The following is a 22203-nucleotide window of genomic DNA, read 5'->3' as shown; positions in this document are numbered from 1 at the left end:
TTATATTGCTTTACTTTTTTGTATTATGGAGGAACTGTGAAAACCCTAAACATCTGTTTTTCGTTAACTGTTAATTCAACAGTTCTTTCTGAATTTTCTGCTCAAGACAAACTTTATGAAAAAGTATTAAAAAATATAATATCTTATCTGTATAAAAATCCTTCAAGCAAGATGAGTTTTTCTTTTTCAGGACTCCAACTTGAATGGCTTGAAAATAAGCATCCAGAATTTCTAACGCTTTTAAAGCAGCTTTTAGCACGCAAACAGATTGAACTTTTAGGTGGGGGATATTACAATCCGGTTTTTCCTTTGCTCTTTCCTATAGATAGAACAGGCCAGATAGAACTTTTAACAAGTGAATTGAGGCGATTGACAGGTAAAAGACCAAGAGGAATGTCTGTATTGAGTTCTGTATGGGATAATTGTCTGGTGCCTTGTTTCCAAAACTGCGGAATGGAGTGGGTTGAACTCGACAGTTCACTTATTTCGCATCAAAATGAGCGCTATCTTCCAATAATCGTAAGTGAAAATGGAAAATCCGTGAAAATTTTACCTTCCTATAGAAATCTTGAGCAAGTTATAGAAAAAAATATTTCTCCAGAAGCTTATATAAACTCACTCTTAAAACAAATAGAAAAATCGACAAAAGATGATTTTCACTGTGCATACACAGACGACAGGATAATTTCTGTAAATACAGAACCAGAAACTATGGAAAAACTTTTGAGATCTGACTGGATTTTTGAATTTTTTGAAGCGGCAAAAGGTGATTTTCCTAAGAATGTGAATCTCTGCCTTCCTGCAGAATTCATAAGAAAATCAAAAGAATTTGTTCGCTCTTACATACCTTCTGGCGTTAGAGCGGATATTGCAAAATGGGCTTTAAAACCGTACGAACCAGAAGAAAAAAATAATACACCACTTACAATCCACAATTTTTTGCAAACCTACCAAAGATGTGGCGCTCTTTATAACCGCATTCTCTATATTTCTATGCTGATAGGGAATAGTCATGGAGATAAGGCAAGGAAAAATTCTGCAAGGGCTTCTTTGTGGAAGGCTCAAGAAGGAGAAGCATTAATATGCTCTCCCGATGGAATTTTTGCAAACAACGCTATGAGGCAGGACGCTTATAGAAACCTAACAGAAGCGGAAAAATACATTCGCGAAGCTTCACCTTTTAAAGAATCTGTAACTTCTTATGACTACAATTTAGACGGACGCGAAGAATATGTTTGTTCTATGGAAAAATATACAGCCTGCATAACTCCGCGAGGTGGCGAGATAAATGAACTTGATATAATCCACAATACTGGAAATTATGCAGACAATTTAAGCAGAATAGAAAAATTTGACGGTGTTACAGATTTTTATGAGAGAGGCCTTTTTGTAGAGCATCTATTTGATAAAGACGAATTTGCAGAATATAAAAAAGGTTTGCCAACAGGCTGCGGAATTTTTTCGAGAGTTTTATTTGAACAAACAGAATTTTCAAGTTCGAGAAAAGAGATAAAACTCAAAGGGCAGGGAAACTATTCAAATTTGGATTTACCAGTTAGCCTCAGAAAAAAATATTTGATGAATTCAAGCGGCTTTACCGTTCAATATATTTTAAAAAATGAAGGGCCAATAGCGTTTAAAGGAGCCTTTGTCGTAGAATCAAACTTTGCTCAGACAGATTTTACAACAGCTCAGACAAATTCTTACAGAGTAGATCTTGTAAGTAGCGGCGAAAGCATAACTTTTGACAGGATTTCAAATCAGCAAAGTCAAAAAGCCATCTCTTATATGAGAGTTACAGACAGTTCAAACGATATATCTTTTGTTTACGAGCCAAACGAAGAATCTGGCATAACTTGCGGCCCTATGTATTTTAGAAGACCACAAGTTAATTCATATCTATCACAAATTAGCGGAACAACTTTTGTCGCATCTCTTTTTTGGAACGTAGATCTTGCCGCAGGAATGGAGATGGAAAAAACAATAAATTTCACGATAATAACTCCTAAAAAATCACGTGGAAAGAAAAAACAATAAAATCATATTCTTATTTGAGATTTGTATAAAAAAAGCATTTTTTGTATAATCTTAAACCATGGAAAATATAAAATTAAACCGAAAACTCATAACATCAGCACTGCCTTATGTAAATAATATCCCTCATCTTGGCAATTTAATTCAGATGCTTTCTGCTGATGTTTTTGCACGTTTTTGTCGCGAACGCGGATATGAAACTATGTATATCTGTGGCACAGACGAATACGGAACTGCTACCGAAACTAAAGCACTAAAAGAAAACAAGACTCCAAGAGAACTTTGCGATTATTATTACGCAATACACAAAGATATATACGAATGGTTCAATATCGCTTTTGACAAATTTGGAAGAACTTCAAACGAAGAATGTACAGAAATAACTCAATCGATTTTTAACGATTTGGACAAAAACGGGTTTATAACAGAACATACAACAGAGCAGCTTTACTGCCCAAACTGTAAGATGTTTCTTGCAGACAGATATGTTGATGGAACTTGCCCCAAATGTGGAGCAACCGATGCTAGAGGCGACCAATGCGATACCTGTGGATCGCTTTTAGACCCAACGCAACTTTTAGCACCTAGATGTCATACCTGCGGTTCAACTCCAGAAGTAAAAAAGACAAAACATCTTTACATCGATTTACCTTCTATCGCACCGAAACTTGAAGAATGGATGGAAAAGGCGAGTAAAGAAGGAAGATGGTCTGAAAACGCGATAAGGATGACAAAGGCCTGGATTCGCGACGGACTTAACGAAAGGGCAATAACGAGAGACTTAAAATGGGGAATAAAAGTTCCAAAACAAGGTTATGAAGAAAAAGTTTTCTATGTTTGGTTCAATGCTCCTATAGGTTATATTTCTATAACAAAACAGCTGGAAAATGAATTAAAAGCAGCTGGAAAAACTTCATTCGACTGGAAAAAGTGGTGGCTTCCTTCGGAAAGCAGCGAAAAATTCGACACAAAAGTTGATTTATTTCAATTCATAGGGAAAGACAACATTCCTTTCCACACGGTTGTATTTCCTTGTTCAATGATTGGAACAGGCAAAGATTACACGAAACTTTTTCATATGTCTTCCACAGAATTCTTAAATTACGAAGATGGAAAATTTTCAAAATCAAAGGGAATTGGAGTTTTTGGCTCAGACGCAAAAGAATCTGGAATTCCTGCTGATGCCTGGAGATTTTACATATATTATAACCGACCAGAAAATCAGGATTATCAGTTTACATGGAAGGATTTTCAAGAAAAATACAACAAAGAATTGATTGGTAATCTTGGAAATTTGGTGAATAGAACTCTCCTTTTCATCAATAAAAATTACGAAGGAAAAATTCCTCTCGGACAAAAAGATGAAAAACTTTGGAAGGTGGTTCTAGAAAAAGAAAAGAAAGTTACAGAATTTTTAGAATGGGCCGAATTAAAATCCGCACTCCACACGATTATGGAAATTTCTGACCTTTGCAATAAAGCGTTTCAAGCTGCAGAGCCTTGGAAAACCATAAAAGAAAATAAAAAAATCGCAGACGACGTTCTTTTTAACCTTGCTTACATCATAAAAGATTTGATGATAATGATTCAGCCATTTTTGCCTCAGTATTCGCAGGTGATTGCAGGTTATTTTGGCAAAAAAATATACACTTCAACTTTTGCAAATCCTGGTGCAAGCGATGCTTTGGTTTGGGCAGATTTAGGAAAAACCGAAGGCTTAGATAAAATTTCTGAAACTTCTGTGTATTTTACTCCGTTAGACAACAAGACAGTGGATTCCTTTAAAGCAAAATTTGCAGGCAATCAGACAGAACGCAAAGAAGGTAAAAAAGAGAAAAAAACAAAACAACAGGAACCCGCATTTTTACCAGTTGTAGAGCAAGCAAGCTATTTTAATTCAAAAATTGAACTTACAGTTGCAAAAATTGTCGATGTAAAACCTAATCCAGAAGGCGAAAAACTCTACATCGAAACTTTAGACGACGGTTCAGGAAGCCCCCGCACGATTCAATCTGGATTGAGAATGTACCTAAAAGAAGAAGATTTATTGGGCAAAAATGTCGTAATCGTTTCTAATCTTGCTCCAAGAACTATGAGAGGCGTAGAAAGCCGAGGGATGTTGCTTGCTGGCGATTATAAACAAGGTGATAAGGACTGCGTTGAAGTTTTAGATGTTTTTTGGGCAAAACCTGGAACAAAAATTGTCTTAGAAGGAGAAACTCCTTGTGCAGAAAAAAAAGAAGAAATTTCTGGAGATGATTTTTTCAAAGTGGAAATAAAAGCAGTTGACGGCTTTGTTCAACTTGCAGGCAAAAAACTCTTAGCCGACGGAAAAGAGATAAAAACTTTGAAAGCGTTAAATTCTCAGATTGGTTAACAAGATGTCTACAGAAGTTTATATATTCGACTGCGACGGAGTGATTATAAACTCTGGGGACGACATTGCAGACTGTGTTAATCACACTTTAAAAAACTTTGGTTATTGGACAGTTCCAACAAAGACGCTGATATCTTTTGTTGGCGATGGAACTAAAAAACTTCTGCTCAGAGCCTTAGATTTTTCTACAAAGGGAAAGTTCAATATCAATTTAGATTACGATGCGAAAAAGTTTGAAGAGATTCTTGAATTCTATCAAAATTACTATTATGAGCATCCTGTTGTAAAAACTTATCTCTATGTTGGCATAAAAGATTTGCTTTTTAAATTAAAGGAGAAAGGGAAAAAAACAGCTCTGCTTACGAACAAGCCTGCAAAAATTGCAAATCAGATTTTAAAACATTTTGAAATTTTGGATTTATTTGATTTTGTAACAGGCCCTGACACCTTAAACGAAGATGGTAAAAAAATAAAACTAAAACCCGAAAGCGAAGGGCTTATATTCACTTTAAATCTGATAAATAAAAAGTATTGTACAACATATAAAAACGAAAATTGTATAATGATTGGCGATAGTGCGCAGGATATACAAGCAGGAAAAAACTTTGGCTGCAAAACAGTCGCTTGCAGAAGTGGACTTGGAGATACAAAAAGACTGCTCGCAGAAAATCCAGATTTTTCTTTTTCTGTTGCAGCAGAACTCGAACGATTTATCGATTTTCTTTCAAAAGATTCTATTTCAAATCTAAAAGAACAGGCGATGCACAGCGAAGTTCCTATAATCGAAGACGAGGGAAGTAACTTCATTTGTACTTATATAAAAGAGAATTCTGTAAAATCAATTTTAGAGTTGGGAACGGCGATTGGCTATTCATCGATAAAATTTGCAAAACTTTCTCCAGATATAAAGGTTACGACAATAGAAATCGACAAAGAAAGGTTTGACACCGCTTGTAAAAATTTTAAATCGAGCGGAGTAAAAGAGCAGATTACCGCAGTTTTTGCAGATGCCTTAGAATATGATACACAAGAAAAATTCGACTTAATCTTTATAGATGCTGCAAAAGCACAATACATAAAATTTTTTGAAAAATATAAAAAAAATCTGAGCGAAAAAGGCGTTTTTATAAGCGATAATCTTTCTTTTCATGGAATGGTAGAAGATTTAAGCCTTACGAGAAATTACAGCACAGTAAAACTCGTAAAAAAAATACGAAAATACATCGACTTTCTAAAAAATAATGCTGAATTTTCAACTGAGTTTTTTAAGATAGGAGATGGAATCGCTTTAAGCAAGAAAAACCAATAAAGACCTTAATTGTCCTAAAATCTTATTTATGCTAATCTTTGTATGCAATAATTATGAAAAAAAGATTTCAGCAGACAGATTTTTGGTGCGATTTTAAATGCGCTCACGGTTGGAAAAAGCTTACAAAAAATAATATAAATATACTTTACAGAACTTTTAAAAAAGGTTTTATTCAATTCAGCCTTGCTTATGTTCCAATGGCTTTTGAAATAAATGATGATGAATTTTTTTTTGATGAAAAACAAAATCCTGATTTTGAAGCAAATTATCTAAAAACGCTGAATGATTTTGCATATTCTCTAAAAAATGATCTTCCTTCAAATACACTTTGCATTCGATATGACTTGCCTTTAAATTTTCAATCTATAGAAAATCGTAATTCTTTTTTATACAAAGTAAAAAAACTTTCCAAAAAATTAAAACTCAACATAAAAAAATCTAAAATCGATATACAGCCACCAGATAGCACTTTTTTAGACCTTACTAAAACGGATGAAGATTTGCTTTTGAATATGAAAAACAAATGGCGATACAACATCCGCTATGCACAAAAGCACGGTGTAAAAGTTCGCTCGGTTACAGCGTCTTCAACTGATTTTGAAAGGGATTTAGAAAGTTTTTATTCACTTTATAAGATAACCGCTTTACGAGATGGAATTGGTCTTCATCCAAAATCCTATTATAAAGACCTGCTTGAACGAGGAAACAACGGCGATACAAAAATAACCTTGTATCTTGCAAGGCACGAAGATGAAGATTTAGCCGCTATAATAACACTCTTTAATGCGGACGAAGCGATTTATCTTTACGGCTGTTCTTCTAATCAAAAACGGAATTTGATGCCAGCATACCTTGTTCAATGGACTGCGATTTGCGATGCTCAAAAATTTGGTTCAAAAATTTATGATTTTTATGGAATACCTCCAACCCCAGATGAAAATCATCCTATGCACGGTCTTTATCTTTTTAAGACTGGATTTGGTGGGCAAATGATTCACAGGCTTGGATGTTTTGATGTTCCTTTAAGTCCGTTTTATCGGCTTTATTCTATTGCAGAAGAATTAAGAGCCTTTTGGCACAAAAAAATATTAAAAAAGATAAGGGGAAGGTGATGAATCTTGAAGTTTTTGTCCTTGGTTGTGGAGGAATGATGCCACTGCCTTACCGCCACCTTACTTCAGTTTTAGTTCGTAGAGAAGGAGAGCTTTTTCTTTTTGACTGCGGAGAGGGAACCCAAGTAAGTTTAAAAAGGTTAAACCTAAAATGGAAAAAAATAGATGCAATTTTTATTTCGCACACCCATGCAGATCACGTAACAGGACTCCCTGGAATTTTAATGTTAAACAGTCAAGTTGATAGAACAGAACCTTTATACATCTATGGGCCGCCAAAAATTGCAGAATACATAGAAACCAGCCGCAAAGTTTTGGATATGTATATAAATTATCCAATAATCGTAAAAGAGATAACGGCTCCTTGTTTGGTGCACGAAGGCAAAGATTTTTATGTTCGCTCATTTCCTTTGCAGCACACAAAAACCTGTGTGGGCTACACTTTAGAAGAATTGGACAGGCCTGGGGAATTCAATGTGGAAAAGGCACAACAGTTAAAAATTCCTGCAGGGCCATTGTATGGAAAACTTCAACGAGGTGAAAACATAACCTTGCAAGACGGAACTGTTGTAACGCCAAATCAGGTTATTGGAAGTGCAAGACACGGAAGAAAATTCAGTTTTGTAACAGATACCTTGTATTTAAAATCGATTGCAAAAGAAGTTATGGGAAGCGATCTTTTGATATGCGAAGGGATGTTTGCCGATGATTGTGCAGATCAGGCAAAAGAAAAAAAACACATGACAGCACGACAAGCAGGTATAATCGCCAGAGATTCCCTTTCAAAGAAGATGGCAATGATTCACTATAGCCCTCGCTACACAGACAGGGATTTAGATATTCTTTTAAAGCAGGCGCAAGAAGAGTATCCTAGTGCTTGCCTTTCTAAAGACAGAATGATATTTGAAATCCCTTACGAAGATTGATGATAAAAAGATTGTAACAAATAAGACTTTTATTGTTTTTATAGAAAAAATAACTCGAGAAAAAATGATTCAATTAAAAGATTTTACAAAGTTCTATGGAGATTTAAAAGCCTTAGATAAGGTTTCTTTAACTTTTAAAGATAACTCGATAACAGGAATTTTAGGTTTAAATGGCGCAGGAAAAACAACTCTTTTAAAAGCGTTGACAGGAAGGCATTTTGCAAGCGAAGGAGAAGTTTTATTTTTTTTAGAAGGAGAAGAATCTTTTAATGCTACTGATTTTCCAACAAGAGTAAGACAAATTACAGGTTTTGTTCAAGAAAATGCGACTTTTATAAATGAAAGCCAATACACAGTTCAAGAATATCTGTCTTTTGTTGCATCTATTCACTCTTGCCCCAAAAAAAATGTATTAAAAACCTTGGAGCAATGCTCTTTACTGGAAGTAAAAAATCAAAAGATAAAAAATCTTTCAAAGGGATTTAGAGAACGAGTTAATTTTGCGCAGGCTTTGGTCTATGAACCTAAAATTTTAGTTTTAGACGAACCTGCCTCCGGCTTAGATCCAAATCAAATTGCAAATATGAGAAGTCTTGTAAAAGATTTGGGAAAAAATCATACAATAGTGCTTTCAACGCATCTTATGCAGGAAGCTCAGGCACTTTGCCAAAACATTGTGATACTCGATAAAGGTAAATTTTTAATTCAAGGAACTATAGAAGAAATATGTTTAAAAACAGGAGCAAAAAATTTAGAAGAAGCATTTTTTTCGCTTACAAAAACAGAGCAGGGCATTCAATATGAATAAATCTCTCCTAAAATCGTCAATTTATTTTTTTTTAATCGATCCGCTTTTTTATTTTTGTTCGATATTAACTGTTTTGTTTACAGCTTTTTCTTATTTTTTTTTGAACAAATTTTTTGTAATCACTTTAGGCTCAACAAGTCTGATTTCTTTTTTTACAGTTATAGCACACTGCTTTACAATAACAGTTCCTATCTTAGTTTATAGGCTAAAAGCGTTTACAAAAGATGATTCATTTCCTATTTCTTCGTTTTCAAAATTTTTAACGCTCGCGTTTTCTTCTTTTTGTGCAGCATTTTTTCCATTGGCCTTATTGGGATTTATTCCACTTGCGGTTAATTTATTTGGAAACGTTGAAATTGCAGAAGTTGTGTTGGGTTATCTTGGAATCTGTCTTTTCCTTTGGACAGCCTGTTCTTTTTCAATTTTTATTATTTCTCTCGTAAAAAAAGAACATTCGCTTGTGGGACTTTTTTTATGTATCTGCTTGCTTTTTTGTTTTAATTTTATTCATCTGCTTCCGTTGTATGCGCGCACAGGAGATTTTTTTTCATTTTTGATGAAAAACTTGAGTTTTGCCTGGCATTTTGATTCTTTTTCAAAAGGAATTTTAGATACGAGAGATTTATACTTTTACATTTTAGCTTTTTCTCTTTTTTTAAGCCTGGCTTGCATTTTCGAAAACAAGCGCATTGAATTAAAAGTCCAGAAATTGACGATTTTTCTTCTTGTTTTTAACGCATTTTTTTTAACCTTTGCTTTAAATAATATTTATTTTAGATTTGATTTTACAAAAAATAAGCAATATTCGCTTTCAAAGGTAACTTACGAACTTGCAAATAAACTTGAAAATCCGCTTAGGATAAGATATTTTCGCTCAAAAGAATTAAAGCAGTATTATCCGCAAAGTGAAGAAGTCGTTGAATATTTAAAATCTTTGGTGTTTTCAAATAAAAATTTTTCTTTGAAAATCGAAAATGCAGATCCACAAAAAATGCAAAATCTTGGAATAGAAGGTCGTCAGTTAAAAACTGAAAATTCAACAAAAGTAGAATACTCAAATGTTTATTCTGCAATACTTTTGCAATATCTCGACCGTTCTACGATAATTCCGTTCGCGCTTTCTACAAAAACTCTCGAATACGATATTGCACAACGCATACAACAGCTGATAACTGGAAACGAACGAAAAGTCTATATTGTTGCAGGAAACGGATTTTCTTTGGAAGAAGATTACGCTTACCTTATTTCATGGCTTGCTTCCAGAGGATTTTTTGCAGAAGAACTTCCATTAAAAAATCTTGTGGCAACGCTTGAAAACTTACAAACATCTAACATCAAAAAAACTCAAATTTTACTTTTGGGTTCAAAGGAACTTTCGTTAGAACAAAGCCTCGCCTTAAAAAATGCCTGCGAGAGTGGGGCTTCTTTGCTCGCTTTAACAAGCCCATATACAATAGATGTCAGAGGCGATTGGAATGCAACGAAAAACGAAAATGACAGTTTTATTTCTGTATTAAATAACTGGGGCTTTGCTTTTGATTTTAGTCTCGCACAAGACCTTTCAAATTTTCCTTTGACTTTGAGCACAGGCGAAGAAAAAAATGTTTCATTAAAAACTATAAATTATCCGCTTTGGATAAGCACCTTTCCTCAAAAAAAATCTCCAGAAGGTTTAACTTTTTTTTGGGCTAGTCCCATACTTTGCTATCAAAATGTAAAGCCGCTCATCGTTTCAACCAAATACGCATGGAAACAGGAGCCTTCAAACGATGCAAAAAATCTTTTTATAATAAATCCTTTTTTAATTCCCAAAACCGCTCAGAAATCACAAGCAAAAAATCAGATTCTAACTTTGAGTGCAATCAAGCAGGATTTGGATAAAAATCTGGGAATTGCGGTAATTGCAGATCAATATTTTGTGTCTTCACTCATGACAGGTTTTACAAGCACCACTCAGCAAGGTGATTTTAGAAACTACGATTATGTTGTGAACCTTTTGCTGACATTAAAAAATGAAGAAGAACTTGCCGGGCTTATGGAAAAAATGCCTGCGAACACAAGCCTATACAAGATTCAAGACGAAAGCGAATTTTTACGAGCGAGAAAAAACATTTTGATTGTATGTTTTTTTATAATTCCTTTATTTATCATTTTGTTCGCTATATTTTTTATGGCCGCGCGACTTATTAGAAATCGAGGAAGCAAAAATGAACAGTAAAAAATTGAATAAAATTCTGTGCTGCTTTGCAATATTTTCATTTAGCTTGTTTTTAATTTCAATCTTTGCGGTAAAAAAAGTGGAGCAAAAGTCTATAAAATCCGCTCTTGTAAATCCTTCGTATAAAGAAAAAATCGGGACAATTTTTATAAAAGATTCTCAAGAAACTATAACTTTAAGATTTTTAGAAGATTTTTGGATTTTAGAAAAAAAAGGAATAAATACCTTTGCGGATAAAAAAAATGTTGAAGAATTGATAAGAAATCTCTCAAAAATACGCAGTATGTATAAAATTTCAGACAATTACAAATCAAGGATCGATTTAAAACTTACCGATGAAGATGCAAAAATTTTGATTGTCATAGATAAAAGTGGAAATATCATTTCAAAACTGTATTTTGGAGAAGAAGATTTTTTAACTTCAAGGCTTACAGTTGCCTCTCAAAAATCAAAAGTAAGTTATCAGACAGAAAATGACCTTTCAATTTTTCTTAATTGCGATTTGGATTTTTGGACCGAAAAAGAAATTTTCTTCGCCGTAAAAAATCCTTCAAATTTAAACATAAACACCTCTTCACTCGAAAGTCTTTTGAATTTGCGACATGGAAAAATTAGTTTGGATTTTGATAAAACTAAAGCTACTTTTGTGCGTTCAATCAGTCTTTTAGGACAATACGAAACTCAAGAGCGAATAGACATATTTTTGACAGATGAAAATGGAACAGAGCAATATTTTTATTCGCACCAACTTACACCAAAGATAATAGAAAGTAACAGTTACTATGAGATAAGCCAGTGGACTTACGAAAAACTCATATCGCTTGTAAAATAACAAATGTAAGAAGATTATAAAGGCAATGAACTAAAAAACAGAGCCAAATACTTTTTGCTTTTATCAATAAAAATCTTAAAACTATTCCAGAAAAGAAAGCATTTAAAAATCCAAATAAACCAAGATAGATATGACCAACTGCAAATGCAAAAACAGAAATCGCTTCTATAAAAAAATCTGTAATCTTATTTTTAGAAAATATTTCTTTTGCAAAATCTGGAAGATAAAATCTGTAAAAAATCTCTTCACAAAAAGAAGCGCAAATAAGGCTTGCCAAAAGCGAAATTGTTGAAAAAAAATTAAAATCAAATACCAGTTTTGCAATTTTAAAATCAAAACCTTTTTTTAAAAGCAAAAATTGAGCAAGTTCAAAAGAGCAAGAAATCAAAAACAAAAGTCCAAATGAAATTAAAGCGTCGGAATGTTTTTTTAATGTTGGAACAGCAGAAGAATATTTTTTTTTGTACAAATTTCTGTGAAAATAAAAGAGCAAGGCACACAGCAAAAACATGAAAAAAGAAAAAAAAGAAAAATTTATCGAAAATTCACTTTGCGATTCGCTTGGTGTTCTCGTCAAAATTGGCAATACGACAAAAAAAAAGACTACAAAGATGAATTCTGTGGCGGGAAGAAATCTTATCATATATCATAGATTATAATAGCTAAACGGATGTTATAAAAGTGATTGTGGTTTTAGTCGTAACCTTTGTATGCATTTTGACAGTTGTAAGACTACTCGTTGTTTATTCTGGAACTGTAAATTTTTTTTTAACAGGAACAGACAAGGGATTTAAATTTTCAGAGTGCTTTCTTCTATGGAAACTTGCAAAAATTTCAGATTTAGAAGAGCCTTCCAAGTTATTTTTTTCAGTCGAAAGTTTAACAGATGCAATCGGTTCTGTTATGAGAACAGCAAAAATAAAAGGAAATGAAAAAAGCGATAAAATTCAAAATTTTCTTTTAAAACTATACGATTTCAGGACAAAGTTAAAACTCGATCACGAAAATAAAAAAAGTCTTGAATCAACAAAATACTTAGCAAAAGGGCAAAAGTTAAGGATAATTCTTCCAGGACACGGACTTTTTGCTTCATATATAATGAATAACGGCTATGAGATGATAATTCGTCTTCCGTCTAAAAATAAAACGCTTCCAATTTTGACTCAGGGCTGGCTAAATAAAACTATAAGCGTATATCTTTGGAGAAAAGGCGATGCTTCTTATACTTTCGATACTCAAGTTACAAATTCTGGCGTATTTGACGGTCAGCCAGTTTTATATCTTGCTCAGACAAACAAGCTTTTGCGTGCACAAAAACGCAGGTCTGTGCGCTGTGAATGCAATTTGGGTGCTTCACTTTATTTTATAAGGCAGGAAATTACAGACTTTAGCATCGTTGAAACAGAGCCTGGTTACAAGGTAATATTAGAAGATATTTCAGAAGACGGTGCGATGATAAGGATTGGAGGACAGGGTCTTGTAAATGCTCAAATAAAACTTCAATTCATTTTAAAAAACGTCTTGATTTTGATGTACGGAATTGTAAGGGCGGTTGAATACAATAAAGAAATCAATCAATCGCGACTTCATTTTGAATGCATTCACCTTGAAAAAGATATGAAAAATGTTATTTTAAGCTTTGTCTACAATGTTTTACCGCAGGAACAAAAAGATGTCTTTGACGCCCTTACAGCAACGGAGCAAGATAAAAAGGCGGATTATGAAAATCCTATAGAAGAGCTTGAACCTTTGCCTCTTGAAGAAACATCAGAAAAAAATACAACAAAAGAAGATTCAAAAGATTTAATTGAAGAAAATGTTGAATTAAAAACTGACGATGTTGATGATGAAAAAAACGATGATGGCGAAACCGACATTGTTTTTCCAGATGAAATTCCACTTCCAAATTTTGACGAACTTGATGAACAAACCAATTTAAACTAAATTAAGGACTCTATTATGAAAAAAATTATCTATATTTTTATATTTTCGCTTGTATTAAATCATTTTAATGCCTTTGCTCAATCCCAAAAAGCACTTATCGATTTTGTAAAGGGAAGTATCCAAGATAAAACCCAGGCTGTAAGACAAGCCGACAAGGATATTGCAACAGTGCTTGCAAAAAAAGGGATAGATTTTGTTTTAGAAAACCAAACTATTTTAAAAAATGACAGAGATTTGAGCGCATTGGCGGTGGCCTCCGTTTTAAAAATCCCAAATGATGAAAATCAATTAAAAAACGATTTCCCAAATGTAAACGAAAAACTTCTGTCGCTTTTTACAAGTTTACAAGATGAAAATGTGCGAATTTCGATTTTAGAAAAACTTTCTTTTACAGCAGTTCTTCAACAAGGTGATGAAAAAAATATCGTGGATTTTTTGAATAAGAGTTTAATTGATTATGCAAAAAAAGATGAAAAATCTCCTGTAATCGCAAAAATAATAAACTCGCTTGCTATAAATGGAAATTCAGATTCTTACGATTTAATCTATTCGCTCTGGAAAAACAAAACTTATCCTGCGTTTAATATGGAACTTGAAACAGCACTTTTAAAACTTTCTGTTACAAATAAATCTCAAGTTGTAAAGGTTATTTCAACTTCAAATTTACAAGAAGTAAAACAGTATTTTGATTTGGTAAAAGATAATCAAAATATTTCAAAAGATTTTAAAGCGGAATTTGCAGAAAATGCACTTTCAATGGCAATAAATACTTCAGAAGATATTTCATCAAAAGAGAAAATTGAACTTCAACTGGATTGCATACAAGCGATTGCCGATGCTCCTTGGTCTCGAGCAACAGCACTCGTCGTAAACTTTTTTTCCAAAGCAAAAGGTGAGTACGAAAAAAAGCAAATTTCAGACAAGCAGTTTATTCAGGTTATAGATTGCATAACGCGACTTGCTTCGATTGATTCTTCAAAGGCTCTTTCGTCATATCTTGCAGAGTTGAACACCAATGCCGAAAAAAATGTTCTTCCTGCCAAGAACGTGATTCTTGCCGTAATAAAATCTTTGGGGGTGCTGGGGGATAAAAATGCCTTTGACAACCTTTTATATGTTACTTATTTAAATTACGACGAAGAAATAAAAGGTTCTGCGAGGGATTCTCTGGCAAAACTTAAGTGGTAAAAAAATGTTTAAAGATTTTTTCCATATGTGCGTTTTCTAATCCAATTTTTACAGCAGCATTAGTTTGTGCCTTTCTATTTTATTCTTCGAGTGTAAAAATAAAACCAAGAGATGATTTTTTTTGTCTGTTTTATAATCAAGATATAAAAATATTGAATGGTCAAATAAAATCTAACCCTGTAAAATCTTCTTCTCAAAAATCCTGTTATACTGCGGATTTTTTAGTAAATGAAGCGATTTCTTTTTCTGGTTCAAAAACCTCATGCCGAGGCAAAGTGAAAATTTTTATTCCACAGGCTTTGGTAGAATCCTGTTATCCTGGAAAACTCTACACTGCGTCATTAAAAAATCTAAAAAAACTGGAACAAAATTCTTTATTGTTTGAAAACGGAAATAATTTTTCTTTGAAAGTAAAATATTTAAGTTTTTCCAATGATGAAATTCTTCTTTTTTATGTAGAAAATGCAGATGCTTTGGGATTTTCTGCTGGATTGTTTGGAAAAATTCAAAAAATTCGAGCTTTGAGCAGACTAAAATTTAAGAGGCTTATGTACGGTTGGAACGATGCGGGATCGCTTTTACTTGCCTTGCTTTCAGGTTCCAAAGAGTACACTCAAGATTACATTCAAGAAGCATTTAAAAATGCAGGGCTTTCTCATATTCTTGCTCTTTCTGGAATGCATTTAAGTCTTTTTGGAGGGCTTGCATTTTTTTTCGGAAATAAAATCATAAAAAAAAGTTTTGCAGATTTTTTTCAATTTGCAGCGATATTATTTTTTGTTTGGTTTTCTGGAGTTTCGCCATCTTTGTTTAGAGCACTTTTAGCTTGCGCAATATCATTTTTAAATTCTCTTTTGAGGATGAAAAAATTCAAAGGTTTAACAATTTTATCGATGAGTTTTTTAATTCATCTCATAATTTTCCCTAATCATCTTTGGTCTTTAGCTTTTATGCTTTCTTACGGTGCAATTTTTGGGATAATGACTTTAGGTCAATTCATAAAAATAATATTAGGAAAAACATTTTTTCCGCGATTTGCTTCAAAAATAAGCGAAAGTCTAGGAGCACAAATTTTTACAGCACCTGTAACCCTTTGTGTATTTAAGAAATTTGCCCCGATTGGAATAATCTCCTGCCTTTTTGTAAGCCCCTTAATCACGTTTTTTTTATACTTAGGGCTCCTTTCAACAATCATTTGCCTTGTTTTGCCTTTTCTTAGCAAACCTTTTAGTGTTATTATGTCGTGTATTTTCAAGATTGTAAGCGATTTAGTTTTGTATTTTGCGAAATTTCCTTCAATCGAATTAAACTAATCCAACTAAAACAGGAAAAAATATGCCATCATATCCAGATTACAATTCGCCGTCTGCACTTAAAAAATTTTTAGAAGAAAACAACATGGCAATGCAGAAAAAATTTGGACAAAATTTTTTGGTAAATGAAGATGCTCGAAAACGGCTTGTAGATACTTTAGAAGTTGAAAAAGATATGAATGTTTGGGAAGTAGGACCCGGACTTGGATGTATGAGCCTTGAACTTTTGCAAAGGGGTGTTAATCTTACCGCTTTTGAAATTGACCACGGCTTTGCAAGATTTCTGCCTGTTTTTTTTGAAGAATATATAAAAAACTCCCATTTTAATCTTGTTGAAGGCGATGTGCTTAAAACCTGGACAAAATATGCAAAAGAAAATCCTATGCCGAAAAGGTTTTTTGGAAATCTGCCTTACAATGTTGCGGCCACAATAATTGCAGATACCATAAACAAGGGCTTTAGATTTGAAAGGGCAGTTTTTACAATTCAAAAAGAAGTTGCACAGAGGATGACTGCGAATCCTGCAACAGAAGATTATTCATCATTCACTGTCCTTTGCCAGTGGGCCTATGAAATAAAACCCATAATGGATCTTGCAGGTGGAAATTTTTGGCCAGTTCCAAATGTCACAAGCAGAGCGGTTTTGTTTAAAAAGAGGGAGGACTTTCCAAATTGTAAAAACCCAGAACTTTTTATGAAAATGATAAGGCAGATTTTTTTGTTAAGGCGGAAAACGATAAAAAATAATCTTTCAAAATTTATTTCTGCCCAACTTTCAGAAAAGGCACTTGCCCTTTGCAATATTGAGCCTTCTGAAAGGGCAGAAAGGCTTTGCCTAGAAAAACTTTTAGAATTGTCCGACGCAGTTGATTCAGTTATAATCGACAGCAAAAAAAGGTAATATCGATGCTCGATATAAAAGAAAGATTAAATTTTATAAAAAGCACTCTTCCTAAAAATGTAAAACTCGTCGCAGTGAGCAAATTTCATCCTGAAGAAGAAATAATAAAAGCGTTAGAAGCAGGGCAAACCGTCTTTGGCGAAAACAGAATTCAAGAAGCCGAAAAAAAATTTTCTTCACTTAAAGATAAAGGCTATAGTTTTGAACTTCATATCATTGGAAGTTTGCAGCGGAACAAAATAAAACAGGCTGTAAAAATCGCTTCGATGATACAATCCGTCGACAGAATTGAGCTTTTGGATGAAATCGAAAAACAGTGTGCAAAAATAGATAAAAAAATCCAGATTCTTTTTGAAATTCATACAGGAGAAGAAAGCAAAGCTGGTTTTGATTCAAAAGGAGATATTGAAATCGCATTCAAGAATTTTGAAAATTCTTTGTATCCGCATATAATTCCTCGTGGTTTTATGACGATGGCTCCGTTTACAGAAGATAAAGATTTGATTCGCAGTGCGTTTAGAAAACTAAAGATGATTCAAGAGGAATTTTCGAAAAAATATCCAAAATACGATTTGAGCGAACTTTCTATGGGAATGAGTTCGGATTACAAAATTGCCCTTGAAGAAGGCTCTACAATGGTAAGAATAGGAACTGCGATTTTTGGAGAAAGAAATTATCAAAAATGAAAAATTCCTTTATAGTGTGTTTTTTATTAATTTTCTCTTTTTTGCTTACGCCAGTTTTTTCTGCCAGCGAAAATTCAACGAATTATGATGATATAAATTTTCCGCAGTGGACAAAAGATTTACGAAGAACAGAGATTATAACTTTTGGCTCATTGCCTTTTGTAACTCTTTGGACAAGTTTAGGATATGGGCTTATAGTTCAAGGCTCTTTTCATAATCCGCTTGATAAATCCACTTCATCTTACACTCAAGAACAGCAAAAGCAGATAATGATGATTGCTGTTAGCACAAGCCTTGCTTTAGGGCTCACAGACCTCCTTATAAACCTGATAACAAGGAAAATTGCAAAAAACAAACAAAATCAAGTCGAAAAAAGCATAACCGTTATCCCGCTTTCTAAATTAAATTCTCAAGAAAAAACTTTTACTCCTGAATCTTCTAAATTTGAGGAAAGCGATTTATCAGAAACTGAAGATATAGAAAATCCTACAAATTCAAAAAAAGAATATTTTATTGATGGAATGGAAGATGCCGTTTATTGATGTAAAAGTGCCAGAAAATTATTCTCTAAATGAAAGAGCGGATAAATACCTTTCTTCTCTAGAAAATGGAATGAATCGCTCAAAATTAAAAAGCGGCGTTACAGAAATTTTGATAAACTCAAAAAATGCAAAATTGAGTACAAAGATAAAAGCAGGCGACACGATTTTTGTTCAATGGGAAGATAACATTCCAACAGACATAATTCCACAGGACATTCCATTAGACATAATCTATGAAGATAAAAATGTAACTGTAGTGAATAAAAAAGTGAACATGGTAACACATCCTGCAGCGGGGAATTGGGACGGAACTCTTGTAAATGCACTTCTTTATCACTGGGGAAGAAAATCGTTTTCAAATAAAACAAAAGGACAGATAATAGAACCTCAACGCCCTGGAATTGTACACAGGCTCGATAAAGATACTTCTGGAATCATAATAACTGCAAAAAATCGAGAAACTGAAGAATTTTTAGGAAATCAATTTAAAAATCACAATCAAATTTCAAAAATATATATCTGCATTTGCAAAGGACATCCTCCTGTAAGAGAAGGTCTTATAAAGACGAAAATTATGCGTGATAGCCGAGACAGGAAAAAATTTAGAGTTTGTGATTTGGAAGGTGAAGGAAAAATTGCAATTTCAAAATTCAAATGCATCGCTTGCTACGGTCCTTACAGCCTTATAAAAGTAAAAATATACACAGGTCGTACGCATCAGATAAGAGTTCATCTAAAATTTTTAGGCTGCCCAATTCTTGGCGATAAAATCTATTCAAAATCCAACAAAGAAAATCTTTTTGGAAATGCACCTATGATGTTACATTCTTTTAAACTAAAAATAAAAATTCCAGAAAAAACAGAAATACAGACTTTTTATGCAAAAGTTCCTCTAAGATTTAAAAAGGTTCTAAAAAAACTTCACTCTTCATTAAAAAAATCTCTTCCACCAGAAAAAATTGAAGGAAATTTTCCTTTTACAAAAACTTCAAAAAATCCAAAGATTCAACTTTTTCTTGCAAAAAAAGGCTATGGGCAATGGCAAAAATAAAGATAATCCAGTCGCCAGATTCAACTCATCCTTTTGCAGTTATTTATAAACAAAGTTCACTAGCAAGCGCACCTTTAAAACACGGTGATGACAGCGCATTGACACAGGCAATAAATCTTTTTCCAGAATTAAAAAATGTAAAAGGGAAAAAAGAAGTTGAACATGGACTTTTGCACAGGATAGACAATGCGACATCTGGGCTTTTGCTGATTGCCTCAACTCAAAAAGCCTATGAAGAAATTCAAGAACAGCAAGAAACTGGCAGATTCATAAAATATTATCGAGCAATAGTTGAATACGAAGGCGAAGTACAAAATCGAAAGTTTACAATCTCTTCAAGATTTAGAACTTTTGGACCTAAAGGCAGCAAAGTTATGGCCGTCTTTGAAGATTCAAATCCTGCTTCCCAAAAAAAAGCTGGGAAAAAAATATATACCACAAAAGTTGAAATTGAAGGAAAAAATGCAATCTGTTGTATTGAAAGAGGATTTCGCCATCAAGTACGGGTTCATTTGGCAAGCTCTGGATTTTGCATAAAAGGAGATCCTCTATACAATCCTAAAGCAAAAAAGGGCGATAAATTTTATTTTGAAGCATTTAAAATCGAATTCATAAATCCCAGCACAAAAGAAAAAATGGTTTATGAATGCTCTGAAAGTTTTTAATAAAAAAAAACAAAAGAAAGCTGCCCAAGAGGGGACTTGAACCCCTATGTCCTTTCGAACACTAGGACCTGAACCTAGCGCGTCTGCCAATTCCGCCACTTGGGCTTTAATAAAAATGTTTGAACAGTTTACAAAAAAATCTATTTGGCTGTCAATTATAAAAAAATCGAAAAAATAAAATCAGAACCACAAATAAAACTGTAAAAATTAAAAGATAAAGCCACCAAGGAAGCGATTCATCTGCATTATACTGTTTTTGAGTAAAACCATTTATGCTTTCGTAACGCTCATCTATCGCAGAAAGAAGGGCTTTTTTTGCATTTCTAGTAGGTCTTTTATTTTTAAAAAAAGATTTTTTTTGTTTTGCAGTATTTGAAGACATCCCTGCTGAATAACCACAGACTGGGCAGCCGTTTGAAAATTTTTCAGGATTACCACTTGCTCCACATTGAGGACACTTTACGCTTGAAAAGAATCGTCCACAGTGTTTGCAAATTTTTGCATCTTTAGGAACTTCTTCACCGCAGTTTTCACAAAAAAATTTGGGTTTTTGAGATTTTAATGCCATTAAGAAAATAACTCCAAGACAAAATTCTCATCATATTTTTTTAAATGAGCAGAAACTTTTTCAATTTTTTCATCTGCACTGCATAAAAAAACATCTTCAATCAGGGATTCTTCCAAAATATTTTCAATGAAATTTGGGAAATCTGGCACAAAAGACAGAGAATCTTCATGAAAATGCAAAATTTTTCCTGTAACAACACAACTGGAAATTGGATTTATAAACATAAAGGAAAGCCCTGACATATCTTTTTCCATTTGCAAGGCTTTTTCTTCAAAAGGAATCTCATCGTAAGATTTGTTTGCAATATCTTCGCTTTCTAAAAGCTCATTTTGCCTTTCTTTAGAATTTTTTGTGGAATTTGAATTTCCATATTCTGATAAAATCTGTTTTAATTTTTCTAAGCCTTCTTCATCAATCGATTCAAAAATCCCAAGCACATTCAACGCTTTTGCTTTTTCTACATCTTCTTCTTTTAAACCGCCTTCTGCATATAGCACAACTTCTGACTTATCTTTACCAAAATTTGCACTTGAAAATTGAGTTAAAGTCTTCCAGTGGCGAGGATAGTCCTTTGTGCTTATTATTATGATGTGAGGCGAAATTTCTTCGATATTATCCAGCGCTTTTAAAAGCCACTTGTATACGATAACTTCAAAGCCGGATTTTTCTAAAACCTGAGATACTTCTTCTATGATTAAAGAACTTTCTGCAACTAAAAGTGCTTTCATCGTAAATCCCTATTCTGTACCGAGATTTGTAACAGAATAATCGTAAATCTGCCAGATCCCGTCCCTTTGGCGAACTTTATATACATAGCGTTTTACTTCATAAAAGTTTGGATATTTAAACCACTGTTTTACGCTTACAATTCCATCTGTTTGACTGTAAGAAGTATTTTCGATTGAAAACCGCTCTGGAACAGCAACTATATCGTAATCGATTCTGTTCTGCATCAAATCTGCCTTATAATTTTCAAGCATTCGCTCTCGCTCATCGGCAGACGCTGCATTGTATCGTCGTTTTTGATCTGAATTTCTCAACATCATCTCTTGAATATCCATATATAAAAAATATTGATCCCAAAGAGATTTTTGTCTTGCAATTATCGTTTGCTCAATAACTTTATCTGGACTTATGCTTTGAGGTTTTAAAATTGCAGAAGTCTTCGCTTCTACGGGCAGATAAGAAGAAGATGCTGCAAAAGGTGAAGGGCGAATTTCCAAGCTAAGTTGATTAGATGTCATTGCTATATATTTTGATTTATACAATTCAGGGTAAAAAGAAAGTTCCAAATAATATATTGAAGGTTCTGTAAAAAGAATATAATCCTTTACGTTTTCTACAAATGAATACGCTTCGCCCGGCTCAATAGAAATTTCTCTAAAATAAACTGTCTGATTTGTCGAGCGTTTTATTATTAAAGACTTTGTAGATGCAAGCGCTGTGTTTTTTATTGTTTTTGCTGAAAAATCGAGGCTGAACGCTCTGTCATCTGCAAGCTTAAAACGCAGGGTGTCTGTCCCTTTGTTTTCGATTGATACGGTTACATAGATTGGATTATCTTTATCCATCTGCGGATAATACATTGTTCTGTCATAAAATTTTATATTCACAGATGCTGAAGAATAATTTTTTTCGTTTGCAGAACTAATCTTCTGCGCAAAAGTTGCCTGTGCAAATACTACAAAAATCGATATAATCGCTATAAGACTTCGTTTCAAAACCTTGT

The 22203-nt window shown here is 33.4% G+C and carries 20 protein-coding genes and 1 tRNA gene; 16 read left to right on the top strand and 5 right to left on the bottom strand.

Annotation, left to right across the window (positions count from 1 at the left end; translation table 11 throughout):
* Positions 1-36: 36 nt before the first annotated feature.
* The 8 genes from FXX65_RS01320 (at position 37) to FXX65_RS01285 (ending at position 11616) form a co-directional block, all read left to right on the top strand.
* Complete coding sequence (locus tag FXX65_RS01320; RefSeq protein WP_147614752.1) at positions 37-2037, top strand: alpha-amylase/4-alpha-glucanotransferase domain-containing protein; 2001 nt, start codon at positions 37-39, stop codon at positions 2035-2037.
* A gap of 58 nt (positions 2038-2095) precedes the next feature.
* Entirely contained in the window at positions 2096-4411 is a 2316-nt protein-coding gene (gene metG, locus FXX65_RS01315) for a methionine--tRNA ligase (RefSeq protein WP_147614751.1), read from the top strand.
* Positions 4404-5720 (top strand): HAD hydrolase-like protein, encoded by a 1317-nt coding sequence (locus tag FXX65_RS01310; RefSeq protein ID WP_147614750.1) that lies wholly within the window; start codon positions 4404-4406, stop codon positions 5718-5720. Before metG ends, FXX65_RS01310 begins: the two co-directional genes overlap by 8 nt.
* 53 nt (positions 5721-5773) lie before the next feature.
* A complete protein-coding gene (locus FXX65_RS01305) occupies positions 5774-6832 on the top strand; it encodes a lipid II:glycine glycyltransferase FemX (RefSeq protein WP_147614749.1) in 1059 nt (352 codons plus the stop codon).
* Positions 6832-7758: a ribonuclease Z gene (locus FXX65_RS01300; RefSeq protein ID WP_147614748.1), complete on the top strand. Its 927-nt coding sequence runs from the start codon at positions 6832-6834 to the stop codon at positions 7756-7758. Before FXX65_RS01305 ends, FXX65_RS01300 begins: the two co-directional genes overlap by 1 nt.
* A complete protein-coding gene (locus FXX65_RS01295; protein WP_147614747.1) occupies positions 7736-8566 on the top strand; it encodes an ABC transporter ATP-binding protein in 831 nt (276 codons plus the stop codon). Before FXX65_RS01300 ends, FXX65_RS01295 begins: the two co-directional genes overlap by 23 nt.
* 100 nt (positions 8567-8666) lie before the next feature.
* The gene (locus FXX65_RS01290) at positions 8667-10784 is read left to right on the top strand and encodes a GldG family protein (protein WP_187116186.1); all 2118 of its coding nucleotides are present in this window, start codon (positions 8667-8669) and stop codon (positions 10782-10784) included.
* A complete protein-coding gene (locus tag FXX65_RS01285; RefSeq protein WP_147614745.1) occupies positions 10774-11616 on the top strand; it encodes a hypothetical protein in 843 nt (280 codons plus the stop codon). Before FXX65_RS01290 ends, FXX65_RS01285 begins: the two co-directional genes overlap by 11 nt.
* On the opposite strand, the gene FXX65_RS01280 is transcribed toward FXX65_RS01285, so the two are convergent.
* Positions 11597-12259 (bottom strand): CPBP family intramembrane glutamic endopeptidase, encoded by a 663-nt coding sequence (locus tag FXX65_RS01280; RefSeq protein WP_147614744.1) that lies wholly within the window; start codon positions 12257-12259, stop codon positions 11597-11599. The two genes, FXX65_RS01285 and FXX65_RS01280, sit on opposite strands and share 20 nt — an antisense overlap.
* A gap of 38 nt (positions 12260-12297) precedes the next feature.
* Between FXX65_RS01280 and FXX65_RS01275 the strand changes: the two genes are divergently transcribed.
* The 8 genes from FXX65_RS01275 to FXX65_RS01240 all read left to right on the top strand — a co-directional run bounded on the left by FXX65_RS01275 (position 12298) and on the right by FXX65_RS01240 (position 19906).
* Positions 12298-13560 carry a PilZ domain-containing protein gene (locus FXX65_RS01275; RefSeq protein ID WP_147614743.1) on the top strand — a complete coding sequence of 421 codons (1263 nt, stop codon included), beginning with the start codon at positions 12298-12300 and terminating at the stop codon, positions 13558-13560.
* Between the two features lie 15 nt (positions 13561-13575).
* Positions 13576-14748 carry a hypothetical protein gene (locus FXX65_RS01270; RefSeq protein WP_147614742.1) on the top strand — a complete coding sequence of 391 codons (1173 nt, stop codon included), beginning with the start codon at positions 13576-13578 and terminating at the stop codon, positions 14746-14748.
* Positions 14749-14900: 152 nt separating this feature from the next.
* Positions 14901-16061, top strand: coding sequence for a ComEC/Rec2 family competence protein (locus FXX65_RS01265; RefSeq protein ID WP_147614741.1), 1161 nt, complete (start codon positions 14901-14903; stop codon positions 16059-16061).
* Positions 16062-16083: 22 nt separating this feature from the next.
* A complete protein-coding gene (gene rsmA, locus FXX65_RS01260) occupies positions 16084-16962 on the top strand; it encodes a 16S rRNA (adenine(1518)-N(6)/adenine(1519)-N(6))-dimethyltransferase RsmA (RefSeq protein ID WP_147614740.1) in 879 nt (292 codons plus the stop codon).
* 5 nt (positions 16963-16967) lie between these two features.
* Positions 16968-17648 (top strand): YggS family pyridoxal phosphate-dependent enzyme, encoded by a 681-nt coding sequence (locus FXX65_RS01255; RefSeq protein WP_147614739.1) that lies wholly within the window; start codon positions 16968-16970, stop codon positions 17646-17648.
* Positions 17645-18190, top strand: coding sequence for a hypothetical protein (locus FXX65_RS01250; RefSeq protein WP_147614738.1), 546 nt, complete (start codon positions 17645-17647; stop codon positions 18188-18190). The genes FXX65_RS01255 and FXX65_RS01250 overlap by 4 nt, the downstream gene beginning before the upstream one ends.
* Positions 18177-19241: an RluA family pseudouridine synthase gene (locus FXX65_RS01245; protein ID WP_147614737.1), complete on the top strand. Its 1065-nt coding sequence runs from the start codon at positions 18177-18179 to the stop codon at positions 19239-19241. Before FXX65_RS01250 ends, FXX65_RS01245 begins: the two co-directional genes overlap by 14 nt.
* Entirely contained in the window at positions 19229-19906 is a 678-nt protein-coding gene (locus FXX65_RS01240; protein WP_147614736.1) for a pseudouridine synthase family protein, read from the top strand. Before FXX65_RS01245 ends, FXX65_RS01240 begins: the two co-directional genes overlap by 13 nt.
* A 21-nt stretch (positions 19907-19927) precedes the next feature.
* Here FXX65_RS01240 and FXX65_RS01235 read toward each other — a convergent pair.
* The 4 genes from FXX65_RS01235 to FXX65_RS01220 all read right to left on the bottom strand — a co-directional run bounded on the left by FXX65_RS01235 (position 19928) and on the right by FXX65_RS01220 (position 22195).
* Positions 19928-20011, bottom strand: a tRNA-Leu gene (locus FXX65_RS01235).
* Between the two features lie 46 nt (positions 20012-20057).
* The gene (locus tag FXX65_RS01230; protein ID WP_147612503.1) at positions 20058-20474 is read right to left on the bottom strand and encodes a zinc ribbon domain-containing protein; all 417 of its coding nucleotides are present in this window, start codon (positions 20472-20474) and stop codon (positions 20058-20060) included.
* Positions 20474-21202: a hypothetical protein gene (locus FXX65_RS01225; protein WP_147614735.1), complete on the bottom strand. Its 729-nt coding sequence runs from the start codon at positions 21200-21202 to the stop codon at positions 20474-20476. Before FXX65_RS01225 ends, FXX65_RS01230 begins: the two co-directional genes overlap by 1 nt.
* A gap of 9 nt (positions 21203-21211) precedes the next feature.
* A complete protein-coding gene (locus FXX65_RS01220; protein ID WP_147612505.1) occupies positions 21212-22195 on the bottom strand; it encodes a hypothetical protein in 984 nt (327 codons plus the stop codon).
* Positions 22196-22203 lie beyond the last annotated feature (8 nt).

The organism is Treponema pectinovorum, from assembly GCF_900497595.1.
Classification (GTDB): Bacteria; Spirochaetota; Spirochaetia; order Treponematales; family Treponemataceae; genus Treponema_D; species Treponema_D pectinovorum.
Note: the sequence above shows the minus strand (reverse complement) of the source record. Positions and strands in the feature narration are given on the sequence as shown.

Coding starts and splice junctions, on each gene's coding strand:
- FXX65_RS01230 (WP_147612503.1), bottom strand. CDS start 20,474: ATGGCATTAAAATCTCAAAAACCCAAATTTTTTTGTGAAAACTGCGGT.
- FXX65_RS01280 (WP_147614744.1), bottom strand. CDS start 12,259: ATGATAAGATTTCTTCCCGCCACAGAATTCATCTTTGTAGTCTTTTTT.
- FXX65_RS01300 (WP_147614748.1), top strand. CDS start 6,832: ATGAATCTTGAAGTTTTTGTCCTTGGTTGTGGAGGAATGATGCCACTG.
- FXX65_RS01305 (WP_147614749.1), top strand. CDS start 5,774: ATGAAAAAAAGATTTCAGCAGACAGATTTTTGGTGCGATTTTAAATGC.
- FXX65_RS01240 (WP_147614736.1), top strand. CDS start 19,229: ATGGCAAAAATAAAGATAATCCAGTCGCCAGATTCAACTCATCCTTTT.
- FXX65_RS01225 (WP_147614735.1), bottom strand. CDS start 21,202: ATGAAAGCACTTTTAGTTGCAGAAAGTTCTTTAATCATAGAAGAAGTA.
- FXX65_RS01250 (WP_147614738.1), top strand. CDS start 17,645: ATGAAAAATTCCTTTATAGTGTGTTTTTTATTAATTTTCTCTTTTTTG.
- FXX65_RS01270 (WP_147614742.1), top strand. CDS start 13,576: ATGAAAAAAATTATCTATATTTTTATATTTTCGCTTGTATTAAATCAT.
- FXX65_RS01255 (WP_147614739.1), top strand. CDS start 16,968: ATGCTCGATATAAAAGAAAGATTAAATTTTATAAAAAGCACTCTTCCT.
- FXX65_RS01285 (WP_147614745.1), top strand. CDS start 10,774: ATGAACAGTAAAAAATTGAATAAAATTCTGTGCTGCTTTGCAATATTT.
- FXX65_RS01245 (WP_147614737.1), top strand. CDS start 18,177: ATGCCGTTTATTGATGTAAAAGTGCCAGAAAATTATTCTCTAAATGAA.
- rsmA (WP_147614740.1), top strand. CDS start 16,084: ATGCCATCATATCCAGATTACAATTCGCCGTCTGCACTTAAAAAATTT.
- metG (WP_147614751.1), top strand. CDS start 2,096: ATGGAAAATATAAAATTAAACCGAAAACTCATAACATCAGCACTGCCT.